Below are 25197 nucleotides of genomic sequence, written 5' to 3' on the forward strand. Positions count from 1 at the left end.
GGTGACTACCGAAGCCGCCCCCGCCGCCCGTCCGCACTCCGCCATCGATGCCGTGGCGGATGACTATACCGACACACTCATCCACCTGAACCCGTCGCTTGCCACCGAGTTGGGGCTGCCGGGGCATGAGACCGAGTACCCGGATTACTCCCCCGCCGGCATCGCCGGTTTCGCAGCGGAAGCCCGCAAGGCCCTTGCTGCCCTGGAGGGCCTCGCGCCCCAGGACGACGTCGATACCGTCACCCTGGACGCCATGCGGGAACGGCTGGGCCTCCAGCTGGAAATCCACGAGTCCGGCTGGGACGTGGCGGAGCTGAACAACATCGCCTCCCCCGCACAGGACATCCGGGCCATTTTCGACCTGATGCCCACAGACACCGCTGAGCATTGGGAACACATCGCCGGCCGCGCGCTGAACGTCACAGGCGCCCTCCGCGGCTACACCGAATCACTGCGCCAGGCCCGGGACGCGGGCAAAGTCGCGGCCGAACGCCAGGTCTCCATCGTCATCGAGCAGACCACCAAATACGCCGCCGAAGACGGCTTCTTCGCCAAGCTCGCCGCAGAGGCCCGGACTGCGGACGGTCCCCTGCCGGGCGAAACGCAGGGAACGCTCGACGCCGGCGCTGCCGCTGCCCGGGGTGCCTACCGGGAGCTCGCGGAGTTCCTCCGCAGGGAACTGCTCCCTGCCGCACCGCAGCAGGACGCCGTCGGCCGGGAACGCTACGCCCTGGCCTCACGCTCCTTCCTGGGCGCCGCCGTCGACCTTGAAGAGACCTACGCGTGGGGAGTCCAGGAACTCGACCGGCTCATCGCCGAGCAGGAAAACGTTGCGTCCATCATCAAGCCAGGGGCCAGCATCGAGGAGGCCAAGGATGTCCTCAACAACGACCCGGCCCGCCAACTCAAGGGCACGGAGGCCCTCAAGGCATGGATGCAGGAACTCTCGGATAAAGCAGTTGCCGAGCTTGCCGGCGTGCACTTCGAGATCCCGGACGTGATGAAGAAGCTTGAATGCCTCATCGCCCCGACCGACGAGGGCGGCATTTACTACACGGGCCCCTCGGATGACTTCAGCCGTCCCGGCCGGATGTGGTGGTCAGTTCCCGCCGGCGAGGACACTTTCACCACCTGGGCCGAGACCACCACGGTCTTCCATGAAGGCGTCCCCGGCCACCACCTGCAGGTGGCCACCGCCACCTACCGGCGGGAACTGCTGAACAAGTGGCGGCGCAACATCTGCTGGACCTCCGGCCACGGCGAGGGCTGGGCCCTTTACGCCGAAAAGCTTATGCAGGAACTCGGCTACCTGGCCGATCCCGGCGACCACATGGGCATGCTGGACATGCAGCGGATGCGGGCGGCGCGCGTGGTGTTCGACATCGGCGTCCATCTGGAGCTGGAGATCCCCGGACGCTGGGGCAGCGGAACATGGACCCCGGAGGCGGGCTACGACTTCCTCAAGGAAAACCTGCCCATCAGCGAAGGCCAGCTCAAGTTCGAATTCACCCGCTACCTCGGCTGGCCCGGCCAGGCCCCGTCCTACAAAGTGGGGCAGCGCCTCTGGGAACAGATCCGGGCCGACCTCGAAACCCGGCCCGGCTTCGACCTCAAGGCCTTCCACACGCGAGCGCTGAACATCGGCTCCGTAGGCCTCGATACCCTCCGCCGAGCATTGCTTTCGTAGGTCCGCCCCGGGTCGCGGCTCCGCGGCCCGGAGGGCCCACATCCTCGGCGTGCTGCTCCTTCGTCGCTCTGACGCACGCTGCCGGATGTGTCCCCTCCGGTCCCCTACGTGCTTGCCTCCAGTTTCTCTCAGCGAGTGTGCAGTTCGCGGCAGTGTTTTCGGAAAACATTGCCGTGAACTGCCATGTCGCCGCGCGCAATGCGAGACGTTTGCCACATCCGGGCTGGGAATAACTTCACAATTGCCTTGATTGGCGCTGGATTTGCGGGGATTGTGGGCCGCCACGGCTCGGGTGGCGGCGTAACATTTCTCAACATCCTTTCGCCGTGATAAGAAACGCGGGCCTAGCGTGTTCTGGTGAGCACTCAAACCCGCACCCCCGAATCCGCAGGAAAGACCGGCTTCCAGCTGCCCAAGTGGGCTGGCTCGTTCGGTTTCCAGATCATCGCCGCCCTCATTGTGGGCCTGGGCCTTGGCCTGCTGGCCAAGTACACGGGCAGCACCAAGGCAGAGCCCAACGGCCTCGGCGCCACGCTGCAGACCATTGGCTCCAGCTACGTTTCGCTGCTGCAGACTGCGGTGGTTCCGCTGATCTTCACCGCCGTGGTGAGTTCGATCTCGAACCTGCGCCAAGTCTCCAACGCCGCCAAGCTGGCCTGGAACACCCTGCTGTGGTTCGCCATCACGTCCCTGATCGCCGTCGTGATCGGCATCGGCCTCGGCGTGCTCCTGCAGCCCGGCGCCAACACCGGCATCACCCAGGAGGCCAAGTACGCCGGCAAGTCCGGTGACTGGTGGTCCTTCCTGATCGGACTGTTCCCCAAGAACTTCCTCGGCCTCGGTGCCAGCTCCACCGTGACTGAAAGCGCCACCGCCGCCACCACAGTCAGCACCTCCATCAGCTTCAACGTGCTCCAGATCCTGGTGATTGCCATCGCCGTCGGCGTCGCCGCCCTCAAGGTGGGCAAGGCTGCCGAGCCGTTCCTGAACCTCAACGCTTCGGCGCTGGCCGTCATCCAGAAGGTCCTCTGGTGGATCATCCGCATCGCCCCGCTGGGCACTGTGGGCCTGATCGGCAACGCCGCGGCCGTGTACGGCTGGGACACCATCGGCGCGCTCGGCAAGTTCACGTTCGCCATCTACGTGGGCCTGGCCCTGGTGCTGTTTGTGGTTTACCCGACGCTGATCCGCTCGCACGGCCTGTCCGTGAAGCAGTACTTCTCCGGGGTCTGGCCTGCCGTGCAGCTCGCGTTTGTGTCCCGCTCCTCGATCGGAACCCTGCCGCTGACCCAGCGCGTCACCGAGCGAAGCCTAGGTGTTCCCCGCGCCTACGCTTCCTTCGCCGTACCCCTGGGCGCCACCACGAAAATGGACGGCTGCGCGGCGATCTACCCCGCGATCTCCGCCATCTTTGTGGCCCAGTTCTTCGGCGTCCAGCTGGAAGCCAGCCACTACCTGCTCATCGCCCTCGTCTCGGTCCTCGGTTCCGCCGCAACGGCCGGCACCACCGGCGCCGTGGTGATGCTCACCCTGACGCTCTCCACGCTGGGGCTGCCCCTGGCCGGCGTCGGACTCCTGCTGGCGATCGATCCCATCCTGGACATGGGCCGCACCGCGGTCAACGTCGCGGGCCAGGCACTGGTCCCCACCATCGTGGCCAAGCGGCAGGGCATGCTCGACGAGGCGCTCTACAACGCACCCCGCAACGGCACTCCGTTTGTGGACGACGACGCCGACTCCTCCGCTGCGGATCCTTCCGCCGTCGCCGGAGGTACTGACGCGCCGGAAGCCGGACGCGAACTGGCCGACGCGAAGGCCTGACCCCCAGCTCGAACAGCAAACAGGAGAAGTCCCCGGGAAGTGCTCCCGGGGACTTCTCCTTTTCTGTGCCGGGATTCGCTCAGCCCGGCACCTTGTTAGCGGCCGCCACCTCCGATGACTCCGTTCTGGACCGCCTTGGTCACGGCGTCGGCCTCGGCCTGGGTCAGCTTGCCGTCGGTGACGGCCTGGTCCAGGCGCGTTTTCAGAGCCGCGGCGCGATCTGCTTGTTCGGCGGTGCGCAGCTCTTCAAGCGCCGCCGTGACCTTGGCCTCGTCGATGCCGAGCGTCGCCGCGAGGGACTTCGCGAGTTCAGCCTGCTTCGCGGCGGGGTCCGGCCTGGTTCCTTCAGCTCCGTCGGCCGGCGGCGTGGTGGGCTTGTTGGCGTCACGGAATGCCTTCAGCGCATCCGTCACCTTGGCCTCGTCCACCCCGAGCTTGGTGGCCAGTTCCGCTGCGTCCACGCCGCGGAAGCCGCCGTGGCCGTGGCCGCCGCGCATGCCCTTCCCTTCAGCTGGGGCAGTGCCGGTGCTCCCGTCGGCGGAGGCACTCGAGCTGGCGCTGGGGGTGGGCGTCGGCGTCGTGGTTGCGGACGCCATGCCGGCGACGCCGATCCCGGCGCCAAGGGCCAGCGCGGTGGCCGTGAGGCCAAGGGCAATTCTCTTTGTGCGTACCATTCTTGTCTCCTGGATCTACCGTCCGGTGACGGCTGGTAAAGATGTCCCAGACGGGACTCTTCCAGTCTTCGGCGGCAGGTTCAGGCTCAGCTGTCGGGAACCTTTCATCTTCCTGTGAATCAACTTGCGCGGCGTGCAAACTTGCACGTAGTGTAATTTCATGCCCGAACTTCTCTCGCGCCGTGAGCTGAACAAAGCCGCCACCCGCCAGGCCATCACCGATGCCGCTTTGACCCTGCTGCGCGCCCGGGGACCCGGGAATTTCACGGTAGAAGACATCGCTGAATCTGCCGGGATCTCGCGCCGCACCTTCTTCAATTACTTCAGCAGCACCGAGGCCGCGCTGGCCTCCATGACGCATGGGTTCCTGGACAACGCCCTTCAGCAGTTCCGGCAGCGGCCCGCCGACGAGCCCATCCTCGAATCGGCCCGCGCTGCCCTGATGCAGCTGGCCGACCCCATGACGGTGGCGCCCCTGGCTGAACTCTTCACCCTCACCCAGGACAACGCGGTCCTGTCCCGGTCCGAACTTGAGGCGTGGGACCACTGCACCGAAGAGATCATCACCGCGGCCCGGGAGCGCTTCGCCGGAACCCCGGGCGCCGTCGTCGACGAACTGTACCTGCGCGCCCTCGCAGGCTCCGTCATCTCCTGCGGGAAGGCGGCCATGGACGTGTGGTTCGCCCGATGCGGCGCCGATCTCTCCCCCGCATCACTCGCTGTCCTGCGGCAACTGCTCATTGACGCCATAGGCCACCTCGGCTCCGGCTTCGGCAGCCCCGTTCCGGCAGCCAGCCCCTCCGCGACGTCCACAACCGCCAGTACCCACTTCAACAAAGAACGGCTCTGACATGGCCCTGCTGCTCTACCGCCTCGGCAAGTTCTCCTACCGCCACCGCTGGCTGGTCATTTCGCTCTGGCTCGCCGCACTGGTGGCCGTCGGCGGCTCCGCAGCGGCCTTCCACGGCACGCTGTCCAACAACTTCCAGATTCCGGGCACGGAGACGCAGCGGATCGCGGACAAGCTGAAGCAGGAACTGCCGGCAGCGTCGGGCGGCTCTGCCACGATCGTCTTTGAAGCCCCGGAAGGCGGCTTTACTGACGGCAGCCGCGCCGCCGTGACGGCTGCCCTCACCAAGCTTGGTGACCTGCCTGACGTCAAGGCCACGGTGGATCCCTTCGCCACGCAGGCCCAGCTGGACCAGGCGGGGCAGGCTATCTCCGACGGCGGGCAGCAGCTTGCGGCGGGACAGGCCCGCCTGGATGCCTCACGCGCGGAGCTCGACGCCGGCACCGCGCAGCTGAACGCCGCGGAGCAGAAGATGGCCGCCGGCGGCGCCACCCCAGCCATGATCGAGTCCCGGCTCGGAGCACAGAAGGCCGCCCTGGCACAGGGCCAGGCGCAGCTCGACGCCGGCACACAGGAGTGGGAGGCCGCCAAGGCCAAGCTGGACCTGGGCAAACGGCAGGCCGAAGCTTCCGGCGGGATCCGGTTTGTCTCGGCGGACGGCCAGGCTGCCGTGGCACAGGTGCAGTTCAACACCTCCATCAACGCCCTCACCCCGGCGGTGCGCCAGCAGGTCCAGGACATCGCGCATGAGACTTCGTCCGTGGGTGTGACGGCGCTGGCCAGCAAGGAAATCACCGAAGACATTTCAGAACTCTTCGGCACGGCCGAAATCATCGGCATCGGTGTGGCGGCCCTGGTCCTGATCCTGATGCTGGGGACGCTCATTGCCGCGGGCCTGCCGCTGCTGATGGCCGTCATCGGCGTCGGTGTCGGTGTGGGCATCACGTTCGCCCTGTCCGGCGCCTTCGAGATGAGCTCCATCTCCCCCATGCTCGCGCTGATGCTTGGCCTCGCCGTGGGCATTGACTACTCCCTGTTCATCGTCAACCGGCACCGGACCCAGCTGCTGGCAGGCATGCACCCCGAGGAATCCGTGGCACGCGCCACCGGAACCTCGGGAAACGCCGTGCTTTTTGCCGGCCTGACGGTCATCATTGCCTTGGCCGCCCTGGTGGTGCCCGGGTTGCCGTTCCTGAGCGTGATGGGCCTGGCAGCGGCAGGCACCGTCGCGGTGGCCGTCCTGGTGGCGCTCACCCTGACGCCCGCCCTGCTGTCCCTGATCGGCCGGCGCATCATTTCCCGGCGGGCCTGGGCCAAGGCCGAGGCCCACAACGCCGAGGCCGGCCACGAGGTTGCCGACCAGGCCAAGGATGAGGAAAAGAGCACCCGGGGCTGGGGCGGCCTGGTCACCCGGCACCCCGTCGTCGCGCTTGTCGCCGGTGTACTCCTGCTGGGGACGCTGGCCCTGCCCGCCGCGCAGCTCCAGTTGGCACTGCCCGACGGCGGCTCCGAACCGGTGGACTCCGAGGCCTACCAGGCCTATGACGTCACCGCCCGCAGCTTCGGCGAAGGCGTCACCGGCCCCATTGTGGTGGTGGGTGAATTCCCGGCCGGCCTGGACGAAGCCCGGGCCCAGGAACTGCAGTATGACGTCGCGGACCTGATCCGGGGCGTGGACAACGTGGTGGCAACAGTGCCCGTGGCACTGAGTGAAGACCGCCGCACCGCCGTATTCCAGGTCATCCCGGAAGAGGGACCTGCCAAGGCCGGCACGGTGCAGGTGGTGAGCGAACTCCGCGAACGCGGCACGCAGATCCAGGCCGAAACGGGGGTCACCATCGGCCTGACCGGGCAGACCGCCGGCAACATCGACGTCTCCACAAAACTCGGTGACGCCCTGCCGCCATACCTGGCGATCGTCGTCGGGCTTTCCCTCATCCTGCTGCTGCTGGTGTTCCGCTCCATTGTGGTGCCCCTCCTGGCAACTGGCGGTTTCCTGCTGTCCCTGGCCGCCGCGTTCGGCCTGGTGGTGGCCGTCTACCAGTGGGGCTGGCTGGGTGGCGTGTTCGACGTCGCCAATCCCGGCGCGGTCCTGAGCTTCCTGCCGATCATCCTGATCGGTGTGCTGTTCGGCCTGGCGATGGACTACCAGGTGTTCATCGCGTCGGGCATGCGCGAGTCCTATATGCATGGCGCGCCGGCGAAAAAGGCCGTGCGCATCGGCTTCAGCCATGCCGGCGCCGTGGTGACCGCCGCCGCGATCATTATGGTCAGCGTGTTCGCCGGCTTCATCTTCAGCCACCTGACCATGGTCCGGCCGCTGGGCTTCGCCATGGCGTTCGGTGTGCTGCTGGACGCGTTTGTGGTCCGCATGACCATCGTGCCGGCTGTGATGTACCTGCTGGGCGAGAAGACCTGGTGGCTGCCCAAGTGGCTGGACCGGATCCTGCCGGACGTGGACGTGGAGGGCGCCCGGCTGGAACGCCGCGAAAACGAGCCGCAGAAGCTGACCGAGCCCGTCCACTAGGCTGAAACGGTGACCCGCCTCATCCTCGCCTCCCAGTCCCCCGCCCGCACCAAGCTCCTGGCCGACGCCGGTATCCGGCACTCCGTGCTGGTCTCCGACGTGGACGAGGACGCGGTCCAGGCCCGCTACGGCGTCACGGATCCGCACGATACAGCGCTGCTGCTGGCCCGCGCCAAGGCCGAGGCGGTAGCCGCGTTGCCGGAAGCGGAGGGCGCGCTGGTCATCGGCTGCGACTCCGTCTTCGAGTTCGACGGCGAGGCGCACGGCAAACCGTACACGGCCGCCGTCGCCCGCGAACGGATGCTGCGGATGAGCGGCAACAGCGGTGTCCTGCACACCGGGCACTGGCTGGTGGACTGCCGCGCGACGGCAGCCGATGACGAGCCCGCCGAGATAGGCACCGACGCAGCGGCCGACGGCGGCATCACGGCACCGGGATCCGGCGCCACGCTCGGGGCGGTCGCCTCCGCCGAGGTCCACTTCACCGAGATGGATCCGGAAGAGATCGACGCGTACATCGCCACGGGCGAACCGCTGCACTGCGCCGGCTCGTTCACTATCGACGGCCTGGGCGGCGCGTTCATCCGGAAGGTGGACGGGGACCCGCACGCCGTCGTCGGGCTGTCAGTCTCCACGCTGCGCAGTCTCCTCGGGCACGCCAACGTACGCATCACGGACCTGTGGTCCGCCGAATAATTGCGGCGATTTTCCGACCAATTGTAGGTTCCCTACAAAGCCGCGCCCGTTTACACGCGGAAACCGCAAGTAATATCGGCGGAACCCACAAAATCGCGCTAGGCTCCCTGAAGGAAAGAAGGAGACGCCTTGTCAGCAAATTTGGAGCAGTCCGCTAGTCCCGTGCAATCGAACCTCACCAAGGTGCTGATCGCAAACCGAGGCGAAATCGCAGTGCGCATCATCCGCGCGGCTCGCGACGAGGGCATTGCCTCCGTGGCTGTCTACGCCGATCCGGACCGCGACGCGCTCCATGTCAGGCTGGCCGACGAGGCCTACTCCCTCGGTGGCAACACCGCCGCGGAGTCCTACCTGGTGATGGACAAGATCATTGACGTTGCCCGCCAGTCCGGCGCCGACGGCATCCATCCCGGTTACGGCTTCCTCGCCGAAAACGCCGAGTTCGCCGCCAAGGTCATCGCGGCCGGCATCACCTGGATCGGCCCGTCCCCCGAGGCCATCTCGGCCCTCGGCGACAAGGTGCAGGCCCGCCACATCGCGGAGAAAGTGGGCGCCCCCCAGGTCCCCGGCACCGCCGATCCTGTGCAGTCCGCCGAGGAAATCCTCGAGTTCGTGGACAAGTTCGGCCTGCCCGTGGCCATTAAGGCAGCCTTCGGCGGCGGCGGCCGCGGCATCAAAGTGGCCCGCACCCGCGAAGAAATCCCGGAGCTGTTCGAGTCTGCCGTCCGTGAGGCCACTGCAGCCTTCGGCCGCGGCGAGTGCTTCATCGAACGCTTCCTGGACGCCCCGCGCCACGTCGAAACGCAGTGCCTCGCGGACGCCCACGGCAACGTCGTTGTCATCTCTACGCGTGACTGCTCGCTGCAGCGCCGCAACCAGAAGCTCGTTGAAGAAGCACCGGCCCCGTTCCTCACCGAAGAGCAGAACCGCCGCCTCTACGAATCCTCCAAGGCGATCCTGAAGGAAGCCGGATACCAGGGCGCCGGAACCTGCGAGTTCCTGGTGGGCCAGGACGGCACCATCTCCTTCCTCGAGGTCAACACCCGCCTCCAGGTGGAGCACTGCGTCTCCGAAGAGGTCACGGGGATCGACCTGGTCCGCGAACAGTTCCGGCTGGCCCGCGGCGAGGAGCTCGGCTACGGCGACCCCGAGGTCCGCGGCCACTCGTTCGAATTCCGCATCACCGGCGAGGACCCGGGCCGCAACTTCATGCCCGCCCCCGGCACCATCACCACCCTGAAGAACCCCACAGGCCCCGGCATCCGGATCGATTCCGGCGTGGAGGAGGGCGATGTCATCAGCGGCAACTTCGACTCGATGCTCTCCAAGCTGATCGTCACCGGCGCCACCCGTGCCCAGGCCCTGCAGCGTTCGCGGCGCGCCTTGGAGGAAATGGTGGTGGGGGGCATCCCCACCGTTATCCCGTTCGACCTCGCCGTTGTTTCGGACCCCGCTTTTGCGCCGGCGGAAGGGCCTTTCAGCATCCACACCCGCTGGATTGAAACCGAATTCGTCAACAACATTCCCGCCTGGACGCCGGACGGAACCGCTGAAGCCAGTGGCGACGCCGGTGAACGCCAGCGCGTGGTGGTTGAAGTGGGGGGCAAGCGCCTCGAGGTTGTCCTGCCGGCCTCCCTTGGTTCGATCGGGGCGGGTTCCGCCGCCGGCGCGAAGTCCAACAAGTCCAAGAAACGCCTCCGTTCCGGCGGAGCGGCTGCGGCCGCCGCCGGCGACGCGCTGACCTCCCCGATGCAGGGCACCATCGTCAAGGTTGCCGTGGCCAACGGCGACGTTGTGTCCGAGGGTGACCTGGTGGTGGTTCTCGAAGCGATGAAGATGGAACAGCCCCTGACCGCGCACCGTTCCGGCATCATCACCGGACTCAGCGCAGTGGCCGGTGAGACGGTTTCGGCCGGCGCCGTCATCGCCACGATCGAAGACTAGACCCTGCCGGAGGCACCCCATGCTCGCACCCAGTTTTGAAGAAGAAGTAGACCGCTACCACCTGGCGGTTCCGGAAATCACCCGCGGGAATCCCGGCGCCGTCAAGGACCTGTATTCCAGGCTCGACGACGTCACGCTGGCCAACCCGTTCGGCGGCATCGCACGTGGCTGGGCCCAGGTGGAGGCCCGGCTGGACCAGGCGTCCCGGCAGTTCCAGGACGGCGAGATGCTCGGGTTCGACACCATCACCTCCTACACCGCACGCGACACGGCCTACCTGGTGGAAACGGAACACTTCCGTGCCCGGCTGGAGAGCGCCGCAGCGCCAGAGGAATTCGCGCTCCGTGTGACCAGCATCTTCCGGCGCGAAGAAGGCTACTGGAAGCTGGTCCACCGCCACGCAGACCCGGCCGCGCAGCCGCAGTCCCGGCGATCCTTCGCGCAGCCTGCCAGCCACTGACGTCGCTCTGGCGCCGGGGCTGTGCTCCGGCGCCAACCGCAGGCTGGCGCTGAGTCCTCTGGCGTTGAGCTGGGGCGAAAGGCACACTTAGCGTGTGAAGCCTTTCCTCCTCCTCGCCTCCCGGGCTGAAGACGCCGCCGCAGAGGAAGAGTATGAGGCGTACCTGAGGTATGGCGAACTGACCCCTGCGCAGCTGAGGCGTGTCCGGCTTGAGGCCGCTCCCCTGCCGCAACTGGACCTGAACGATTACTCGGCGGTGATTGTGGGCGGCAGTCCCTTCACGTCCAGCGACCCGGCAGACCACAAGAGCGAAACCCAGCACCGGGTGGAGCGGGAACTGGCCGGGCTGCTGGACCGGATCGTGGCCCAGGACTTTCCGTTCCTGGGCGCGTGCTACGGGGTGGGGACTCTGGGCAGGCATCAGGGCGCCGTGATCGACAGGACCTTCGGCGAACAGCTGGGCGGGGTGGAAATCGAGCTGACGGAGGCGGGGCTCGCGGATCCGCTCCTGCACGGGATGCCACGGCGTTTCACCGCCTTCACCGGGCACAAGGAGGCATGCACCAGATTGCCCTCCCACGCGGTGCTGCTGGCATCCTCCCAGGCCTGCCCCGTCCACATGTTCCGCATCAAGCAGAACCTGTACGCCACACAGTTTCACCCGGAACTGGACGCGGAGGGGCTGGTCACCCGGATCGACATCTACCGGCATGCCGGATATTTCCCGCCGGAGTCCGCCGAGGAGCTCATGGCTGACGCGCGGACGTACACCGCCACGGAGCCCATGAAGATCCTCCGAAACTTCGTGGCCCTCTACGCCGGCTGAGCCTGCCGACGGGTGGCGAGCGCCGCCGCCGTACGCTCCTCCCCGGTTGGTCCCGCCCGGACACAGCAATGCCCGGCGCGCTCCCCGCAATATCGGGGGAACACGCCGGGCATTTCTGTCAGCAACCGGGCTGGAACGCCCGACGGCGGGGCGTCAGGCTACGTTGTTCTCGTAGTCCAGGTCGCGGGTTTCCTTGCTCACGAACAGCGCGATCAGGGTCAGCACGGACATCGCGGTCAGGTAGACACCCACTAGGACCGGGCTGCCGTCGGCCAGCTCCCAGAGCGCGACGGCGATGAACGGAGCCACCGCAGCACCCAGGATGCTGGACACGTTGTAACTGACGGCGGATCCCGTGTAGCGCACATTGGTGGGGAACAGTTCAGGCAGCAGCGCACCCATGGGACCGAACGTGAGGCCCATCAGCGAGAAGCCGATGACCAGCAGGGCCATGGTGCCCACGAAGCCGCCGCTGAACAGCGGGACGAACAGGAGGCCGAAGACGAAGATGCCACCCGTGACGGCCAGCAGCATCTTGCGGCGGCCGTACTTCTCTGCCAGCGGTCCGGAAACCAGCGTGAAGATGCCGAAGAAGACGACGCCGGCAATCAGCATCCAGAGGAAGTCGTTGCGGGTGAAGCCCAGGCCGGGAACAAACGCCGCCGCGGCGGCCTCGGACATCGGCTTGCCGGCCTTCTCGGCGGCAGCCTTGGCGGTATCCAGGCTGGAGGCGCGGGTGCCGTAGGTCAGTGTGAACGTGGTCATCAGGTAGAAGAGCACGTACGTGGCGAGCATGATGAACGTGCCCAGGATGAGCGGACGCCAGCTGGTCTTGAAGACCCGGGCCAGCGGCAGCTTGGCCACCTCATTGGATTCGAGCACCTTGGTGAAAGCCGGCGTTTCGATCAGCTTGAGGCGGACGTACAGGCCGATGATCACCATGACGGCGCTGAGCAGGAACGGCACGCGCCAGCCCCAGGCCAGGAAGTCGGCCGGTGTCAGGGCATAGCTGGCCACCAGGAAGATCACGTTGGCGATGATGAAGCCGATGGGTGCACCGAGCTGCGGGAACGTACCGTAGATGGCGCGCTTGTTGGCGGGGGCGTTTTCGGTGGCCAGCAGGGCAGCGCCGCTCCATTCGCCGCCGAGGGCGAGGCCCTGGGCGAAGCGCATAACAACGAGCAGTGCCGGAGCCCAGAATTGCCAGCCCGGGACCAGCGCAGTAGGCAGGCAGCCGATCAGGAAGGTGGCAATGCCCATGGTCAGCAGCGAGGCCACCAGGGTGCCCTTGCGGCCGAACTTGTCGCCGAAGTGGCCAAAGACGATGGATCCCAGCGGGCGGGCAACGAAGGCCACGCCGAAGACAGCGAAGGAGCTGAGCAGCTGGGTGGTCTCGTTCTGGTTGGGGAAGAACAGTGCCGGGAAGACGAGTACGGCGGCGGTGGCGTAGACGTAGAAATCGTAGAACTCAACGGTGGTGCCGATCAGGCTGGCCACAATCACGCGGCCGCGTGAGTTCACCGCCTTGGGGGATCCTGGCTCCACGGTGGTTTGTATGGATGACATAGGAACTCTTTCCTGAGAACCGGCCGGGCCTGATGAGGCCCGGCGCGCAGTAGTTAGAGTTCGATACTAGTTCCAGCCGTCCAGTCAATGGACGAAATGTCCATCATGTGGACTAGTGGCGGACGTCTCACCCTTCGGTCCGCTAACAATCCTCACGCCGCCCGAAGGCTGCCGATAGGCAAATGTCACAGCGCGTTAACAAACGGCGACTGTCCGTGAAACGCACGTTCTCTACCGTGGAAGAACAACATCCCCCATGAGGAGGTCCACCGTGACTGTTGACCGCAACGCAGATGCCGGCACCGGCAATTCCGTAGATATAGACACCGACCCGCTGCACGGAGGCGTGTCCTCATCCGCCAGCGCGCAGCCCTCCACCCGTACAACCGACGCCCCCGCCCTTGAATTCCGCCCTGGCCGCTGGATCGCCAACTGGAACGCCGAGAACAAAGAGCAGTGGGAGTCCGCCGGCCGGACCATCGCCCGGCGCAACCTGAACTGGTCCATCTTCGCCGAGTTCCTCGGCTTTGTGGTCTGGCAGCTCTGGTCCATCGTGGTGGTCCAGCTACCGGCAGCCGGCTTCACGTTCACAACCTCGGAAATCTTCTGGCTGATCTCCATGCCCAGCCTGGTAGGCGCCACCCTCCGGATCCCCTACACCTTTATGGTTCCCCGCTTCGGCGGCCGGAACTGGACCATCGTGTCCGCGCTCCTGCTCCTGATTCCCGCCGTCGGACTGGGACTCTGCGTCTCCAATCCGGAAACCCCGTTCGGGGTCATGCTGCTCGTGGCAGCACTTGCAGGCTTCGGCGGCGGCAACTTCGCCAGCTCCATGGCCAACATCACCTTCTTCTACCCCGCACGGGAGAAGGGCTGGGCCCTTGGCCTGAACGCCGCCGGCGGCAACATGGGTGCCGCCGTCGCACAGCTCGCCGTCCCGATTGCGATCACCCTGCTCGCCGTCGGCAGCGTCAACCTGCCGATGGCCGGCTGGATGTGGATCCCGTTCATCCTGATCGCCGCCTTCGGTGCCTGGAAGTACATGGACAACCTCACCAGTGCCAAGGGTGACGTGGCCGGCTCGGTCGCGGCACTGAAGGAACCGCACCTGTGGATCATGGCACTGCTGTACATCGGCACCTTCGGTTCGTTCATCGGCTTCGCAGGCGTGTTCCCCAAGCTCATCAAGGACTACTTCCCGGCCTTCTCCTCCATCGGAGTCGGCACCGTGGCACTCTCGCTGGCCTTCCTCGGCCCGCTGGTCGGTTCACTCGCCCGCCCCTACGGCGGACGCATGGCTGACCGCATGGGCGGGGCCCGGATGACCGTGGCAGCATTCGCCGCCATGGCCGTGATCACCCTGACCATGATCTGGACCCTGCCGCTGAAGAACTTCTGGCTGTTCCTGGTCCTCTTCCTGATGCTCTTCACGGCCAGCGGCTTCGGCAACGGCGCAACCTACCGGATGATCCCCATCATCTTCGCAACGTCCAGCCGGGCTGCGAAGTCAGGTGCCAGCACGGTTGAAACCCAGCGGCTGGCGTCATCGGCCCTCGGACTGATCTCGGCCATCGGCGCCTACGGCGGCTTCGTTATCCCGCAGGTCCTGAACGCCTCCAACACAGCCAGCGGCTCCTACACCCCGGCCTTCTACGGTTTCGTCGGAGCCTACGTAGTAATGCTGGCGGTCTGCTGGTTCTGCTACATCCGCAACGCCAACCGAAATGCGATGGGACACGTCTAACATGACCAAAAGCGCCGACACGCACTGCCCTTACTGCGCCCTGCAGTGCGCCATGACGCTCACGTCACCAGCGGTACAGACCCCGGCTTCCGAGCCGGGGTCAGTCCCCGTGCCCGCGAAAGCCGCTGAGCCGGCCTCCGCACCAGGCCCGCTCCTGGAGGTCAGCGGGCGGGATTTCCCCACCAACCGCGGCGGCCTCTGCCGCAAGGGCTGGACCTCAGCCACACTCCTCAACCACCCCGGACGGGTCACCGAACCCCTGCTCAAGGGCGCCGACGGCGTCCACCGCCCCATCGGCTGGGACCAGGCCCTGGCGCTGGTCACCACCGCCGTGAAGGACACGCAGGCACGCTACGGGAAGGACGCCGTCGGGGTTTTCGGCGGCGGTGGCCTCACCAACGAAAAGGCCTACATGCTGGGCAAGTTCGCCCGGCTGGCCCTGGGCACCTCACGCATCGACTACAACGGCCGCTTCTGCATGTCCTCCGCCGCGGCCGCCGGGATGCGCGCCTTCGGCCTGGACCGCGGCCTCCCGTTCCCGCTGGCAGACCTGGACACGGCCAGCACCGTCATGATGCTCGGCTCCAACGTGGCAGAAACCATGCCGCCGTTTGTGCAGCACCTCCAGGGTGCCCGCGACGCCGGCGGGCTGATCGTGGTGGATCCGCGCCGTTCAGCCACGGCAAAGTTCACATCCGACGGCGGCGGCCTTCACCTCCAGCCCCTGCCGGGCACCGACCTCACCCTCCTGCTGGGCATCTCGCACGTGATCATCCACGAAGGCCTGGCCGACGAAGACTTCATCGCAGCACGCACCACCGGCTACGAGGCCGTGGTACGCAGCGTCAACTCGTTCTGGCCCGAACGCGTCCAGTCCCTCACCGGTGTCCCGGCCGAGCTCATCCGCGAAACCGCCCGCAGGCTCGCCGACGGCGCGGGCAAGGGCGGCAGCTACATCCTCACCGGACGCGGTGTGGAACAGCACGTGGACGGCACCGACACCGCCACCGCCGCGATCAACCTCAGCCTCCTGCTGGGCCTGCCCGGCTCGCGCCGCAGCGGCTACGGCACCCTCACCGGCCAGGGCAACGGCCAGGGCGGCCGCGAGCACGGCCAGAAGGCGGACCAGCTGCCCGGCTACCGGAAGATCACCGACCCCGCCGCGCGCGCCCACATGGCCGGCGTCTGGGGCGTCCCCGAGGAAACCATTCCCGGGCCGGGATTGCCCGCCGTCCAGTTGCTGAAGTCGCTGGGACAGCCCGACGGCGTGCGGTGCCTTTTTGTGCACGCCTCCAACATCGCGGTGGCCTCCCCCGATGCGAACGCCGTCATCGCCGGGCTCCGCGGCCTGGACTTCCTGGTGGTCTGCGACTTCTTTATGTCCGAGACCGCCGCGGAAGCCGACCTCATCCTGCCGGTCCTCCAGTGGGCCGAAGAGGAAGGCACCCTCACCAACCTGGAAGGACGCGTCCTGCGCCGCCGCCGCGCCCTGCAGCCACCAGCGGGCGCACGCAGTGAGCTGTGGATCATGGCCCGGCTCGCAGAAGCGCTCGAGGCCCCGTCCACATACAGCGAGGATCCGGAAACGGTCTTTGAGGAACTGCGGCTGGCCTCGGCCGGCGGGCACGCAGACTACTCCGGCATCGACTACGCCATGCTGGACCGCGGCGAAGCTGCCTACTGGCCCTACCCGGCGGGGAGCACCGGAACACCCCGGCTCTTCCTGGACACGTTTGCCCACGCCGGCGGCAAGGCGGTCATGACCCCGGTGACGCCCCGCCGCCGTCGTACGCCGGCCGCCAACCCGGACCCGGCCGCGAAAACCATGACCCTGATCACCGGCCGCCTCCTGGAGCACTACCAGTCCGGGGCCCAGACCCGGCGCGTGTCCGAGCTGCTGGCCACCCAGCCCGAGGCGAAAATTCAGATCCACCCCGCCGCCGCCGCCGCCATGGGCATCACCGAAGGTGCCATTGTCTCGGTAGCCAACGAACGCGGCGAGGTGCTCTGCCGGGCGGAACTCAGCACGGCCATCCGGCCCGAGACGGTTTTCCTGCCGTTCCATTTTCCGGAACTTGAAAGCGCCAACCGCCTCACCGAGGCGGCAACGGATCCCATTTCCGGGATGCCCGAGTTCAAGTTCAACAAGGTGTGGGTCCGGGCTGCGGCCAACGGACTTCAGAACAGTGTTCTTCAGACATCGGAGGCCTCATGAGTGAGCAGATTGTCATTGTTGGTTTCGGCCCGGTGGCTGCCCGCCTGATCGATGAGCTGCTGCCCGCGGTCCGCGACGGGCACGTCAGCCTGACAGTGGTGGGCGAGGAAACCGAGGCCGCGTACAACCGGGTGCTGGTGGCTGATCTGGGCGTTGGGCGCACCACTGCCGATGCCCTGGCCCTCTCCGACGCCGCAGCCCTGGTGGCAGACGGCGTGGACGTACGGCTCGGCGTTCGGGTCCGCCGCGTGGACCGTGCCCGCCAGCAGGTACTCCTCACCGACGGGACGTCCGCCCACTACGAGCGACTGGTCTTCGCCACCGGTTCCCGGCCCGTCATCCCCAACCTGACCGGCATCAACCCGGACCCTGCCTCCCCCGTCCTCCCGGCGGGCGTCACGGCGCTCCGGGACCTCCGCGACGCTTCGGTTCTGCGCGCAGCGGTCGACGGCGGCAAGCGTGTTGTGGTGCTGGGCGGCGGCGTCCTGGGCCTCGAGACAGCCCTCGCGGCTGCCGAGGAAGGCGCCACCGTCACGGTGGTGCACAACGGGCCGCACCCGCTGGGACGCAACATCGACCGCGGCGGCGGCGCGGTCCTCGCCGCCAGCCTGCGCCGGTGCGGCGTGCGGATGGCCGGCAACGCCCGGTCCACCGGGGTGGAGCACAACGCGCCCGACGGCGGGTTCTCGGCGCTGCTGCTCAATGACGGCTCGGCGATCGACGGCGATCTCTTGGTCATCTCGTGCGGCGTCCGTCCCCGGACCGAGCTCGCCGAGGGCTGCGGCCTGTCCACCGGCACCGGCATCCTGGTGGACCACCGGCTGCGTGCCCACCACGAGCCGCACATTTTCGCGATCGGCGACTGCGCCGAGGTCCGCTGCCCGGACCCCGCCTGCGGCGAATGCCGCACGGCGAAGGGCCCGTCCGGCCTGGTGGGACCCGGGTGGCGGCAGGCAGAATGGCTGGCCGAATACCTGACGCTGCTGGCCACCGGCACGCAGGGGGAAGCCGACGCGTTGCAGGAGCTGCCGCAGGAACAGGCCGCCGTGATTGTGCTGAAGGCCCGTGGCATGAACATGGCGGTGGCCGGCGACAACGGTGCCGAGCCATGGGATGAAGACGTGCTCACCGCGGGCGCCGTGAACGGCCGGCCGCGCCTTCAGATCGCCCAGTGGGCCGATCCGGAACACGGCCGCTACGTGAAGATGACCACCCGCGGCGGGGTGCTGGAAGGCCTGGTGGCCGTGGGCATGCCGCGGACCGCCGCCGAGCTCGTGGGATTGTTTGAGCGCGGTGCTGAACTGCCAGCCGACAGGTCGCTGCTGCTGCGCCTGGACGGACCGGACCAGCTGGCCGCGTCCGGTCCCGCCGATCCGGAAGGAACCGTGTGCCGCTGCGCCGGAGTCAGCGGCGCCAAGATCCAGGGTGCCGTGGCGGATGGCTGCTCCACCGTGGCCGAGGTGTCCAAGGCTACCCGCGCCGGCACCGGCTGCGGCGGCTGCCACGAGGACATCAAGGGGCTCATTGAAAAACACTTCCAGGCGGCTCCCGCCGCCTGACCTGTCCTGAAGCCGGGGAGCCCGGACATGTGCGCGTCACGGAATCGGACCCGGAACGGATGGCAGGTAGCATCGGGGCCATGAATGCCGACGAAGAAGACGACATCACCGAAGAACTGCTGGCCGACGCCGGGAAACTGACCGGACTGAGCCTGGAACTCTTGGGCCTTGATCCGCACCCGGATGACATGACGCCGGAACAGCGGCTGCAGTTCGAGCCGGAAGACCTGGACGAAATGGCCGCGGTCTCGCCGGAAGACCGGAAAACAGCTGTGAGCCAGACACTCCTGCTGGCAGGCCTCCTGTGGAACTCGTCGGGCATTCTCGTTGACCAGCTCTTCCGCGATCTGGGGACCCTGACCGCCCTGGATGCGGTTACTCCGTCTGACGTCGCCGGTTCCTCTGTGCTGTCCTCGCTGCCGCCTCAGTTCGCCGCCAGCTACGACGCGACGTTTACCCGGAAGTTCCTCGTGGTCGCTTCCGATGTAACGGCATCGCTGGTCCGCGGCTGGACAGCCCCCGGATGCCTCGCAGCAGAGCTCGCCGTCCGCTGCCTGCTCGATCAGGCGGAAATCACCGAGGACATCTATGAACTCGACCTCCCGGAAGGCTGGCGGGCACAGGTCGAGGAAGTCCTGTTGGAGGAGGCGGATAGTCCGGCTCTCTACTCGGACAGCCTTGGCATCCCGGAAATCGACGCCGGGAAGCTGAGTTTCGACGGCTGGTTCACCCCAATTGCAGCCGGCAGCACGGTCCCGCCCTACGCCTTGGCTTAGTCGGTGTCTCCGGGATCCCCGACAGCGGCCACGAGCCTGCGAAACCGTATTCCGTGCGCTGGACCAACCTAGGTGAAAGGGGTTTCGCCGACAAGAAGTGGAGCCAGTTCCGCAAGGCTTTGGATTGCCCCACGATCCCCAGCGCCGTCACGGTTGAGGTGGATGGCGTGCAGTCCGGCGTTTTGGGCTCCTTCGATGTCGACACGGTAGTTGTCCCCGACATAGAGGGTCTGGGCAGGCGCTATTTTCATGCTTTTGCAGGGCTGCGTGAAGGCCTCTGGTGCCGGTTTCGCGTGGCTTGTTAGTTCCGAGCTGAAAATCCGGTCTATGAGCGGGCCGAGGCCTATCCTGCTGATTTTCGATGTTTGCTGGTTGTGGTTCCCGTTGGTGACGACGCCGACCAGCATGCCGCCGTCCCGGAGGCTCCACAGGGCGGGTGCAGCGTCCGGGAACGCCGTCCACGCATCCTCATAATTCTGAAGGTAGATGGCGAAGAGTTCGTCGAGCCCGGTGTCTGTTTGGGGAATAGCAAGTCCGGTCAGCGGAAGAAACTGGCGGAGCCGCTCACGGCGCTGTTCATGGAACGAGAGCTCTTTGCTCAGGAACCGGTCGTAGTTGACCTGTTCGATTTCAAGCCATGAAAGTGTAAGTTCTTCCGACTGCTCTCTTCCAAGGTGCCGAAGGAACGCGTCGAATCCGGCGCGTGCAGATGCCGGATGGTCGAACAGGGTGTTGTCCAGATCGAAGAGGACAGCTCGAATTTCCACGCACCAAGAGTAGCGGCTGTCGCGCTTCCCCGCCCGAACCCTGGTCCAGGCAAGCGTTGCCCTAGGCCGGGGCCTTCGGGATCATGATCCAGAGCGCGATGTAGACGAGCTCGCCGATCCCCACCAGGCCGAAGATCACAAAGCCAAGCCTGACCAGGAACTTCGGGATCCCGAACCGGGCTGAGAGGGCGGCGCAGACGCCACCGATGATTTTTCCGCGGCGCGGCCGCTCCAGAGCTGTAGTCATGCGGCCACGCTACCGCAGAACGATTACATGCGGACGTGCAGGCGCCGCGCGGCTTCCGAGATGGACCCGCTCAGCGACGGGTAGACGGTGAAGGTGCTGGCGACGTCGTCGACGTGGAGCTTCTGGGTGACCGCAAGGGAGATGGCGAAGATCAGCTCGGACGCGTTCGGCCCCACCACAACACCGCCAATCACGGTGCCGGAGCCCTTACGCGCGAAGATCTTGACGAAGCCGTCCTTGTGATTGCGCATTTTGGCGCGGGCATTGCTCTTGAGCGAGAGCTTGACGATGTCGCCCTGGTACTTGCCGGACTGGATCTCGGCCTCGGAGACGCCCACGTTCGCGATCTCGGGTGAGGTGAAGATGTTGGACGCGACCTGGTGAAGCTTGAGCGGCATAACGCTGTCGCCCAGGAAGTGGGCGATCGCGATCCGACCCTGCATTGCGGCCACAGAGGCCAAAGCCAGCACGCCGGTGCAATCGCCGGCGGCGTAGATATTCGGCGCGGTGGTGCGGGAGACGCCGTCGACCTTTATATGGCCGCTCTCGGTGAGGGCCACACCGGCCTCTTCAAGGCCGATGCCGGCGGTGTTCGGGATGGAGCCCACGCAGACCAGGCAGTGACTGCCGGTGACTTTCGTTCCGTCACCGAGCGTGACCACCACGCCGTCGTCGGTCCGTTCGACGGTCTCAGCACGGGCGCGGGACAGGACGCGCACACCGCGACGCTCGAAGACTTCCTCCAGCACCTCCGCGGCGTCGGTGTCCGAACCAGGCAGCACCCGGTCACGGCTGGAGATCAGGGTGACTTTGGAGCCCAGGCCGTTGTAGGCGGAGGCGAACTCGGCACCGGTCACGCCGGAGCCCACCACAATCAGTTCCTCGGGAAGCTCGTCAAGGTTGTAGATCTGGGCCCAGTTCAGGATGCGTTCGCCGTCCGGCCGCGCGGTGGGCAGCTCGCGGGGGTGCGCGCCGACGGCCAGCAGGATGGTGTCCGCTTCCACGATTTCGGTGCCGTCAGCGGTCACGACTTCGATGGTGTGGCTGTCCAGGAGCTTGCCCGAACCCAGCAGGATGCGGACGTTCTGGTGTTCCAGACCGGTGGTGATGTCTCGGGACTGCTGGCGGGCAAGGCCCAGGAGACGGTCGTTGATGTGCTTGAGATCTGCCCGCATCACGGGCACAAAGTCGCCGCCGTCGACGTCGAACTTCACTCCCAGCTCCCCGGCCTCACCGACGCGGGTCATCAGGTCCGCGGTGGCGATCAGGGTTTTGGAAGGCACGACGTCGGTCAGCACGGCCGAGCCGCCCATGCCCGCGCGTTCGATGATGGTGACCTGAGCCCCCAGCGAGGCAGCGACCATAGCGGCTTCGTATCCGCCGGGGCCACCTCCGAGGATTGCGATCCGGGGTGAGCTGAAATCAGGGTGCGTAGTCACAATCAACCATTCTCGCGCATCTGCGCAGGGACCACCAATAAAGAGTGCCCCGTCACGGTGCCGTCCGCGGCCCGGCGCGACGCTGCTGCCACTGTGCACAGCGGCACCAGCACGATAACTTGTACCAGTGAGTAATACAGACTTCCAGAACACGGACCCTTTCGCCGCCGCGCGCTCCGCCGCTGAGTACATCGCCCAGGAAACCGGGGTGGACAATCACGACATCGCGCTCGTCCTGGGCTCAGGCTGGGCCGAAGCCGCCGACCTCATCGGCGAGACCACCGCCACCCTGACCGCCGACACCGTCCCGGGCTTCCACGCCCCCGCGGTCGAAGGGCACGTTGGCACCATCCGCTCGGTCCTGACCAAGGAGGGCAAACGCGCGCTGGTCCTGGGCGCACGGACGCACTACTACGAGGGCAAAGGCGTCCGCGCCGTGGTCCACGGCATCCGCACCGCTGCCGCTGCCGGCTGCAAAACCCTGGTCCTCACCAACGGATGCGGAGGGCTGAACGAAAGCTGGACGCCGGGCACTCCGGTCCTCATCAAAGATCACATCAACCTCACCGCCACGTCCCCGCTGGAAGGCGCAACGTTCGTTGATCTGACAGATCTGTACAGCTCCCGCATCCGTGCCCTCGCCCGCGAAGTGGACTCCTCGCTGGAAGAGGGCGTCTACGCCCAGTTCAGCGGACCGCATTACGAAACGCCGGCCGAAGTCCAGTACGCCAAGCGGATCGGCGCGGACCTGGTGGGCATGTCCACCGCATTGGAAGCGATCGCCGGCCGGCACGCAGGCATGGAAGTGTTCGGAATTTCACTGGTCACCAACCTCGCTGCCGGCATCAGCGCCATGCCTCTCAGCCACCAGGAAGTCATCGAGTCCGGCCAGGCCGCCGGACCGCGGATTTCCAAACTGCTGGCTGGGATCATCGCCAAACTCTAGGACAGCACGGGGTCACTAAACACGCCCAATGGAGGCATTCCCATTGGGCGTGTAGTGACCCCGCGTTGCTGTAGGGCTGGTCAGGTCCGCGGACCGACGAGCTGCAGGACGGTGGACTCCCGGGCCTCGGGAAAGCGGCGCTCGATGGACTGGGCAATCCCGGCGATGCTCTGCCGGGACAGCTCAGTCCGCCAGGTGACTTCAGCGTGGCGCATGGTCTGCGAAATAAGGCACGTGCGGGCGTAGTCGGCGTCCATGCTCCCGCCCGGGGCGTCCTTGGCGATGCCTTCGCACCGGAAGGCATGGTCATTTCCTTCGATGGCCAGGACTACGTCAAGGACGGAAATCCGGTCCGGACGCCTGGCCAGCGAGAAGCCGCCCCGCGGGCCGGATACCGAGGTCAGGATCCCGGCCCGCACCAGGGCCTGGAGCTGCTTGTTCAGGTATGCGGCGGGGAGCTTGTAGAACTCGGCCAGCCGTGCGCTGCTGACGGCCTCCCCCGGAGCGGTCCAGGACATGTTGACGCAGCTATGCAGACCCCACTCAACGCCCTGCCCCAGTTTCATATTCGCGACATTACTTGTCCAGAAAATTTACTGCAAGGATTTCGCTGCATTCCGCTGTCACAGGCGGGTGTTCAGGCACAGTTCCTGAAGCAATGACGATAGCGTTGACCGCATGACGTCCTCCGATGCCGCTTCCTTGTTCAGCCACGCCCGCGAATGGGCGGCCCAAGATCCGGATCCCGCCACAGCCGCAGAGCTCACCGAGCTGCTGCAACTCGCGGAGGAGGGCTCCCCGGCAGCTTCACAGGAACTCGCCGACAGCTTCAGCGGCACGCTGCAGTTCGGCACCGCAGGCCTCCGCGCCGCCCTGGGCGCCGGGCCAAACCGCATGAACCGCGTGGTGGTGCGCCGCGCCGCCGCCGGGCTCGCCGACTTCCTCGTTCATGCCGTGGGTGAGGCCGCGCCCGGGACCCGGCCACGCGCCGTCGTCGGCTATGACGCCCGCTACAACTCGGACATCTTTGCCGAGGAAACGGCGGCCATCTTCACGGCTGCGGGGATCGAAACCTTCCTGATGCCGTCCGCGCTGCCCACCCCGCTGCTCGCGTTCGCCGTGCGGGCCCTCGATTGCGACGGCGGTGTGATGGTGACGGCAAGCCACAATCCCCCACAGGACAACGGATACAAGGTGTACCTGGGCCGCCATGCCGTGGAGGACAGCGGCCGCGGAGCGCAGATCGTGGCGCCCCACGACACCCGGATCGCCGCACGGATCGATGCCGTGGGCGCACTGGAATCCATCACCCTTGCCGCGGACGGCTGGACGGTCCTGGAGCCGTCGGTTGCGGCGGACTATGAACGCGCGACGGCGGCACTCGCCGATTTGGCCCGCTTCCCGTCCCGCGACCTGCGGATTGTCCTGACGCCCATGCACGGCGTCGGCGGCGAGACTGCCGTGGCGGTGCTGAATGCTGCCGGCTTTGCCGATGTCACTCTGGTGGCCGAACAGGCTGAGCCGGATCCCGACTTTCCCACGGTGAACTTCCCCAATCCGGAGGAACCGGGCGCCCTGGACTTGGCCTTGGAAACTGCCGCCCGTGTTGACGCCGATATTGTCCTGGCCAACGATCCGGATGCGGACCGCGCTGCAGTGGCGGCGAAAGATCCTGACACCGGCGCGTGGCGCATGCTGCGCGGCGATGAGGTGGGCGCGCTGCTGGGGGCACACATTGTGGCGCGGCTGGCGCCCGGCTCCGACGAAACCTCCGGCAGCACGGTTGAAGCAGCCAGTGGCGCCGGGGCCGGCGTCTTCGCAAATTCGATTGTGTCCTCGCGCCTGCTCTCCCGCATCGCCGCTGCGGCAGGATACGCGCATGAGGAAACGCTGACCGGGTTCAAGTGGATTTCCCGGGTGCCCGGGCTGGTCTACGGCTACGAGGAAGCCCTGGGCTATTGCGTTGCACCTGAACTGGTTCGGGACAAGGACGGGATCTCCGCGGCTGTCCTCATCGCGGAACTGGCTGCCGCGGCAAAGGCAGACGGAAAAACCATCTTCGACACCCTGGATGAGCTCTACCTACAGCACGGGCTGCACGCCAGCGACCAGCTGAGCATCCGCGTGGCGGATCTGGGCCTGCTGGACGCCATGATGAACCGGCTCCGGGTCAGCCCGCCCGATTCGTTCGGTTCGTCCGCGGTTGAAACCTTCGTGGACCTGGCCGAAGGGAGCGAGCACCTGCCGCCCACCGATGGCCTGCTGTATCTGACCCGGGACGAAACGCGGGTTATCATCCGGCCCAGCGGCACCGAGCCCAAGCTCAAGTGCTACCTGGAAGTAATCCTCCCGGTTGAGTCAGCGGCCGAACTGCCGGAAGCCCGGCAGGCAGCCCGGACCGCCCTGGACAATGTGCTCGACGATGTCCGCGAGGCCCTCGGGCTCTGAGGGGT

20 protein-coding genes are annotated in these 25197 nt (G+C 66.7%); 14 read left to right on the plus strand and 6 right to left on the minus strand.

The genetic code is table 11. The annotated features are described in order from the left end of the window. Window position 1: 1 nt before the first annotated feature. Both MUN23_RS02200 and MUN23_RS02205 read left to right on the plus strand, forming a co-directional pair. Window positions 2-1687 carry a DUF885 domain-containing protein gene (locus tag MUN23_RS02200; RefSeq protein WP_248761894.1) on the plus strand — a complete coding sequence of 562 codons (1686 nt, stop codon included), beginning with the start codon at window positions 2-4 and terminating at the stop codon, window positions 1685-1687. Window positions 1688-2044: 357 nt separating this feature from the next. Further along, entirely contained in the window at window positions 2045-3508 is a 1464-nt protein-coding gene (locus tag MUN23_RS02205; protein ID WP_248761895.1) for a dicarboxylate/amino acid:cation symporter, read from the plus strand. A gap of 95 nt (window positions 3509-3603) precedes the next feature. Here MUN23_RS02205 and MUN23_RS02210 read toward each other — a convergent pair whose 3' ends face one another. Beyond that, window positions 3604-4182 carry a hypothetical protein gene (locus tag MUN23_RS02210; RefSeq protein ID WP_248761896.1) on the minus strand — a complete coding sequence of 193 codons (579 nt, stop codon included), beginning with the start codon at window positions 4180-4182 and terminating at the stop codon, window positions 3604-3606. A 160-nt stretch (window positions 4183-4342) separates the two neighbouring features. Here MUN23_RS02210 and MUN23_RS02215 point away from each other — a divergent pair, with 160 nt between their 5' ends. From MUN23_RS02215 to MUN23_RS02240, 6 genes are all read left to right on the plus strand, one after another. Beyond that, window positions 4343-5032, plus strand: coding sequence for a TetR/AcrR family transcriptional regulator (locus tag MUN23_RS02215; RefSeq protein WP_248761897.1), 690 nt, complete (start codon window positions 4343-4345; stop codon window positions 5030-5032). Window position 5033: 1 nt separating this feature from the next. Further along, window positions 5034-7559 (plus strand): MMPL family transporter, encoded by a 2526-nt coding sequence (locus MUN23_RS02220; RefSeq protein ID WP_248761898.1) that lies wholly within the window; start codon window positions 5034-5036, stop codon window positions 7557-7559. A 9-nt stretch (window positions 7560-7568) separates the two neighbouring features. Then, window positions 7569-8255 (plus strand): nucleoside triphosphate pyrophosphatase, encoded by a 687-nt coding sequence (locus MUN23_RS02225; protein ID WP_058929591.1) that lies wholly within the window; start codon window positions 7569-7571, stop codon window positions 8253-8255. A gap of 129 nt (window positions 8256-8384) precedes the next feature. After that, on the plus strand, window positions 8385-10199 hold the full coding sequence (locus MUN23_RS02230; RefSeq protein ID WP_248761899.1) for a biotin carboxylase N-terminal domain-containing protein: 1815 nt from the start codon (window positions 8385-8387) through the stop codon (window positions 10197-10199). Window positions 10200-10218: 19 nt separating this feature from the next. Continuing rightward, the gene (locus MUN23_RS02235) at window positions 10219-10659 is read left to right on the plus strand and encodes a nuclear transport factor 2 family protein (protein WP_058929593.1); all 441 of its coding nucleotides are present in this window, start codon (window positions 10219-10221) and stop codon (window positions 10657-10659) included. Between the two features lie 94 nt (window positions 10660-10753). After that, on the plus strand, window positions 10754-11485 hold the full coding sequence (locus MUN23_RS02240; protein ID WP_248761900.1) for a glutamine amidotransferase: 732 nt from the start codon (window positions 10754-10756) through the stop codon (window positions 11483-11485). Between the two features lie 153 nt (window positions 11486-11638). Here MUN23_RS02240 and MUN23_RS02245 read toward each other — a convergent pair whose 3' ends face one another. Beyond that, window positions 11639-13051, minus strand: a complete 1413-nt coding sequence (locus MUN23_RS02245) for an MFS transporter (RefSeq protein ID WP_248761901.1) — start codon at window positions 13049-13051, stop codon at window positions 11639-11641. Window positions 13052-13322: 271 nt separating this feature from the next. On the opposite strand from MUN23_RS02245, the gene MUN23_RS02250 reads away from it, so the two are divergent. The 4 genes from MUN23_RS02250 (at window position 13323) to MUN23_RS02265 (ending at window position 19345) form a co-directional block, all read left to right on the plus strand. After that, window positions 13323-14795, plus strand: a complete 1473-nt coding sequence (locus MUN23_RS02250; protein WP_248761902.1) for an MFS transporter — start codon at window positions 13323-13325, stop codon at window positions 14793-14795. A 1-nt stretch (window position 14796) separates the two neighbouring features. Further along, window positions 14797-17010 (plus strand): molybdopterin oxidoreductase family protein, encoded by a 2214-nt coding sequence (locus MUN23_RS02255; protein WP_248761903.1) that lies wholly within the window; start codon window positions 14797-14799, stop codon window positions 17008-17010. Next, window positions 17007-18569: an FAD-dependent oxidoreductase gene (locus MUN23_RS02260; protein WP_248761904.1), complete on the plus strand. Its 1563-nt coding sequence runs from the start codon at window positions 17007-17009 to the stop codon at window positions 18567-18569. Before MUN23_RS02255 ends, MUN23_RS02260 begins: the two co-directional genes overlap by 4 nt. A gap of 80 nt (window positions 18570-18649) precedes the next feature. Beyond that, on the plus strand, window positions 18650-19345 hold the full coding sequence (locus MUN23_RS02265) for a hypothetical protein (RefSeq protein ID WP_248761905.1): 696 nt from the start codon (window positions 18650-18652) through the stop codon (window positions 19343-19345). A gap of 68 nt (window positions 19346-19413) precedes the next feature. Here MUN23_RS02265 and MUN23_RS02270 read toward each other — a convergent pair whose 3' ends face one another. From MUN23_RS02270 to MUN23_RS02280, 3 genes are all read right to left on the minus strand, one after another. Beyond that, entirely contained in the window at window positions 19414-20112 is a 699-nt protein-coding gene (locus tag MUN23_RS02270; RefSeq protein WP_248761906.1) for an HAD family hydrolase, read from the minus strand. Window positions 20113-20173: 61 nt separating this feature from the next. Next, window positions 20174-20359 (minus strand): PspC domain-containing protein, encoded by a 186-nt coding sequence (locus MUN23_RS02275; protein ID WP_056348113.1) that lies wholly within the window; start codon window positions 20357-20359, stop codon window positions 20174-20176. 23 nt (window positions 20360-20382) lie between these two features. Then, complete coding sequence (locus MUN23_RS02280; protein WP_248761907.1) at window positions 20383-21798, minus strand: NAD(P)H-quinone dehydrogenase; 1416 nt, start codon at window positions 21796-21798, stop codon at window positions 20383-20385. Window positions 21799-21925: 127 nt separating this feature from the next. Here MUN23_RS02280 and MUN23_RS02285 point away from each other — a divergent pair, with 127 nt between their 5' ends. Further along, window positions 21926-22744 carry a purine-nucleoside phosphorylase gene (locus MUN23_RS02285; protein WP_248761908.1) on the plus strand — a complete coding sequence of 273 codons (819 nt, stop codon included), beginning with the start codon at window positions 21926-21928 and terminating at the stop codon, window positions 22742-22744. A gap of 80 nt (window positions 22745-22824) precedes the next feature. Here the strand turns inward: MUN23_RS02285 and MUN23_RS02290 are convergent, their stop codons facing one another. Next, a complete protein-coding gene (locus MUN23_RS02290; RefSeq protein WP_248761909.1) occupies window positions 22825-23310 on the minus strand; it encodes an Rrf2 family transcriptional regulator in 486 nt (161 codons plus the stop codon). A 112-nt stretch (window positions 23311-23422) separates the two neighbouring features. On the opposite strand from MUN23_RS02290, the gene MUN23_RS02295 reads away from it, so the two are divergent. Continuing rightward, complete coding sequence (locus tag MUN23_RS02295; protein ID WP_248761910.1) at window positions 23423-25192, plus strand: phospho-sugar mutase; 1770 nt, start codon at window positions 23423-23425, stop codon at window positions 25190-25192. The last annotated feature ends 5 nt before the right edge of the window (window positions 25193-25197 follow it).

The organism is Pseudarthrobacter sp. SSS035, from assembly GCF_023273875.1.
Lineage (GTDB): Bacteria > Actinomycetota > Actinomycetes > Actinomycetales > Micrococcaceae > Arthrobacter.